4 protein-coding genes are annotated in these 4,251 nt (G+C 60.2%); 2 read left to right on the top strand and 2 right to left on the bottom strand.

The genetic code is table 11. From position 1 onward, the window contains the following. Nucleotides 1–207: 207 nt before the first annotated feature. Nucleotides 208–993, bottom strand: a complete 786-nt coding sequence (locus A7K61_RS30330) for a DeoR/GlpR family DNA-binding transcription regulator (RefSeq protein WP_047711075.1) — start codon at nucleotides 991–993, stop codon at nucleotides 208–210. Between the two features lie 120 nt (nucleotides 994–1,113). Between A7K61_RS30330 and A7K61_RS30335 the strand changes: the two genes are divergently transcribed. After that, the gene (locus A7K61_RS30335) at nucleotides 1,114–2,274 is read left to right on the top strand and encodes an alpha-hydroxy acid oxidase (protein ID WP_069559003.1); all 1,161 of its coding nucleotides are present in this window, start codon (nucleotides 1,114–1,116) and stop codon (nucleotides 2,272–2,274) included. A gap of 192 nt (nucleotides 2,275–2,466) precedes the next feature. On the opposite strand, the gene A7K61_RS30340 is transcribed toward A7K61_RS30335, so the two are convergent. Further along, nucleotides 2,467–3,393 carry an alpha/beta hydrolase gene (locus tag A7K61_RS30340; RefSeq protein WP_044270775.1) on the bottom strand — a complete coding sequence of 309 codons (927 nt, stop codon included), beginning with the start codon at nucleotides 3,391–3,393 and terminating at the stop codon, nucleotides 2,467–2,469. A 165-nt stretch (nucleotides 3,394–3,558) separates the two neighbouring features. Between A7K61_RS30340 and A7K61_RS30345 the strand changes: the two genes are divergently transcribed. After that, nucleotides 3,559–4,146 (top strand): NUDIX domain-containing protein, encoded by a 588-nt coding sequence (locus A7K61_RS30345; protein WP_034135859.1) that lies wholly within the window; start codon nucleotides 3,559–3,561, stop codon nucleotides 4,144–4,146. Nucleotides 4,147–4,251: the final 105 nt, after the last annotated feature.

Raw genomic sequence — 4,251 nt, forward strand, 5'->3', positions numbered from 1 at the left:
CGGGGCGCTTAAGATCAAAAGCAGATCAAGAGCAAGATCAAGAGCGGCTCGCTTCGCATCGTGGTTACCGTTTCTAGATGGCTGGCTTGCCCTTTTTGTAGGAGCGAGCTTGCTCGCGAAAAACGCTCAGGCGCCGCGTTCATTCAGGAAGACCGCGTTATCGTTGACGTTTTTCGCGAGCAAGCTCGCTCCTACACAAGGGTTGCATCACTGCACGTCCACTCGCTGCACCTGCAGCCCTAACTGTTCATACGCCTGCACATCCGGCGCGTCCCACTCGGTAATCAGCGTATGAATACGGCTGCACGGCGCAACCACAAAGGGTTCCACTGCGCCGAGCTTGTCTGAGGTGGTCACGGCGATGACGTGGGACGCGCTGTCGAGCAAGGCTTGCTTGACGGCCACTTCACCAAAGTGCAGCGAGGTGATGCCCACTTGCGGGTGCAGTGCGCAAACCCCTGTGAACAACAAGTCGGCCTTCACGCTCTGGATCAGGCGCACCGCTTCATGGCCGCCGGTGGAGAGGGTGGCTGGGTTGAGTTGGCCGCCGGCCAGGATGATCTTCACGTGCGGATGGTCGGCCAGGGCGATGGCGATCATCGGTGAGGGGGTGACCACGGTAAGGTGCAGTGCAGGGGGCAAGCACTGCGCGATCTGCAAGGTGGTGGAGCCGGAATCGAACAGCACGATCTGGCCGTCTTCAACCCGGCCAGCGGCCACGCGTGCGAGGTGGCGCTTGACCTCGTTGGTCTCGCCGACACGGGTAAAGAAATCCTTGCCGGTATCCTTGGGCCGGGGCAGGGCGCCGCCGTGTACGCGTTGCAACAGGCCGGCGGCGGCGAGTTCGCCGAGGTCGCGGCGGATGGTGTCCTGGGACACGGCGAAATGCTCGACCAACTCGGAGGCGGTGACCTTGCCGTCGCGTTCCAGCAACAACAGAATCTTCTGCTTGCGCAGGGAAGGCAGGTCGATGGCTTGATGGATGTTGTGCATGTTTATGCGCTTTATTGCGGGTTTGTGCGAGATTAATCGCCAGCCCATCTAAACGCAACGGCTGGTTGCCCACGCGCCTGCCGGTTACTCTCTGTGTTCAGTTCAGGGAGAGGTGACCCGATGCCGTTGATCACAACCATCGAAGACTTACGCAAGCTGGCGCAAAAGCGTGTGCCCCGCATGTTCTACGACTACGCCGATTCCGGCTCCTGGACTGAGAGCACCTACCGCGCCAACGAAACGGATTTTGCACGTATCAAATTCCGCCAACGGGTGGCGCGCAATATCGACGAGCGTTCGATCCGCGCCAGCATGATCGGCCAGGACATGGCCATGCCCGTAGCGCTGGCGCCGACTGGCCTGGCGGGCATGCAGCATGCCGATGGCGAAATCCTCACTGCCCGTGCCGCTGCTGCGTTCGGGCTGCGCTACACCTTGTCGACCATGAGTATCTGTTCGCTGGAAGACATCGCCGAGCATGTCGGCCAGCCGTTCTGGTTCCAGCTGTATGTGATGCGCGACCGCAGTTTTATCGAGCAGTTGATCGAGCGCGCCAAGGCTGCCGGGGTGGATGCATTGGTGCTGACCCTGGATTTGCAGATTCTGGGGCAGCGCCACAAGGACTTGATCAACGGCCTGTCCGCGCCGCCCAAGCTGACCCTGCCGAACATTCTCAACATGATGACCAAGCCGCGCTGGGTGATGGGCATGCTGGGTACTCAGCGGCGCGGCTTTGGCAATATTGTCGGGCATGTGAAGGGCGTGGCCGACATGAGTTCGCTGTCGTCGTGGACCGCCCAGCAGTTTGACCCGCGCCTGAGTTGGGACGATGTGGCGTGGATCAAAAAGTGTTGGGGCGGCAAGCTGATCATCAAGGGCATTCTCGATGTGGAGGATGCACGCTTGGCGGCCGATTGCGGTGCCGATGCGCTGGTGGTGAGCAACCACGGTGGCCGTCAGCTCGATGGCGCGCCGTCGAGCATCAGCCAATTGCCGGCGATTGTTGAAGCCGTGGGCAACCGCATTGAAGTGTGGCTCGATGGGGGGATCCGTTCCGGCCAGGACGTGCTCAAGGCCGTGGCACTGGGCGCCAAGGGCACCATGATCGGCCGCCCGCATTTGTATGGGTTGGGGGCGATGGGCGAGGCGGGCGTGACCAAGGCGCTTGATATCATCGCCCGCGAACTGGACGTGTCCATGGCGCTCTGTGGCTATAAGGATATACGCGAGGTGAATCGCGAAATCCTGTTGCCCGGTACCTTTCCTGGAAGCACGGCTTGAGCAAAAAAAACGCAAAAATATAAAAAGAGTTGTCCACGAAAACCGTGGGTATCTCTGTGGATAACTTTGCGAAGGCCCGACAGCGTTGGCGATTTCCGCGAAGATCATTATTTGATCAACTTGCATTTCGGGCCAGCATGGCCAGGGTTTGCGCTTGACAGCCAAGCGCGAACCCAGTGCCGAAAAGCGAATTTATGAGGCGTTATCGCGGCCTGTGGAGTGTGTCACCACCTGGGCGGGCATCTTTGTGCGCATCAGGTTTTCCAGCGCCTGGCCATAACTGCGCCCGGCCAGGTTCATGCTGTTGTTGTGGCTGGCGCCTGGCACCAGCAACAGGTGCTTGGGTTGCTGGGCGGCTTCGAACAACTGCTGGCTGAAACGCGGCGGTACGTAGCGGTCGTCGAGGCCGTGGACCACCAGCAGCGGCATGTGGATGTCGGCAATCTTGTCGATGGAATCGAACTTCTGCGACAGCAACCAGCGCACCGGCAATGAGGTGTTGGCAACGGCCGTGGCGACATCCGCCAGGGAGGTGAAGGTGGACTCGATCACCAGCCCGCGCACCGGCAGCGGCACCTGCTTGCCCAGCTCGGCGGCGAGGTCGATGGCGACCGCGCCCCCCAGGGAGTGCCCGTAGATCAGACGTTTGCCGGGGTCTGGTTGCAGGGTCTGGAAACGTTCCCAGGCAATGCGCGCGTCCTCGTACACCGTGGCTTCCGAGGGCAGGTCGCCCTGGCTTTGGCCAAAGCCGCGATAGTCGATGGCCAGGACCGAAAAGCCCAGGGCATGCAATTGCTCGATGCGAAACAATTGGCCCGTGAGGTTCCAGCGTACTCCGTGCAAGTAGAGGATAGCGGGCGCGTCTTTGTTGGCTGCCGGGTACCACCAGCCATGAATGTTTTGCCCTGCTTTGAAACTGGCGGGCTTGAGTTCAAATTCCTGCACCGCCTTGGGCAGGCCGGTGTACCAGCCGGCGGTTCCCGGCTCGATGCGAAATACCAGTTCGCGCTCTTTGTGTTGCAGCACGGCGCAGCCGACTGGCAGGCCGACAATCAACACCGCCATGCACAGCCAGACAAACCAGCGCAGGCCCCGGCGAGGTATAAAAGCAGAAGACATGAAGGTTCCAGAACAAAGGTGAAGCACGGGTTTTACCAGATGGCCTGGGCGGGCAGGCATTAATGCGACGATCGTGGCCGATGAAAGTGTTACAGCATTGAACAATCCTCGTGCGGGTTGATAGGGTGGATGGCTTGAACCTGCCCCACCTGCAAAGGCCCACACATGAATAACAGCCCCGTGCGCATCACCGCCGAAGAAACCCTCTCGGACAACTGGTACCTGCTGAAGAAATACAGCTTCGACCTGCGCCGTCGCGACGGCAGTTGGCAAGCCCAGACCCGCGAGGTGTATGACCGGGGCAACGGTGCCACCATCCTGTTGTACAACCGCGAACAACGCACGGTGTTGCTGATTCGCCAGTTCCGCATGCCTACGTTCGTCAACGATTACCCCGGCTACCTGATTGAAGCGGCAGCCGGTTTGCTCGACAACGCCAGCGCCGAAGAGCGCATCCGCCTGGAGGCCGAGGAAGAGACCGGCTATCGCGTGGGGCATGTGGAGAAAATCTACGCGGCGTTCATGAGCCCAGGATCGGTAACCGAGCGGATTCACTTTTTTATCGGTGAATACCAGCCAGGCGACCGAGTGGGGGCGGGTGGTGGCCTGGAAGAAGAGGGCGAGGATATCGAGGTGTTGGAGCTGGGCTTCGAGCAGGCGCTGGCGATGGTGCAAAGTGGGGAGATTGTGGATGGCAAGACGATTATGTTGTTGCAGCATCTGGAGGTGCGGATGTTGAAAGAGGGGTGGTGAGGCGCCTACACAACTTTGTGGGCTGTAGCAGCAGACGGTAACCACGATGCGAAGCGAGCCGCTCTTGATCTTGATCTGCTTGTGATCTTGATCTTAGGCGCCCCG

This window comes from Pseudomonas sp. AP42 (assembly GCF_001728935.1).
GTDB lineage: Bacteria > Pseudomonadota > Gammaproteobacteria > Pseudomonadales > Pseudomonadaceae > Aquipseudomonas > Aquipseudomonas lactis.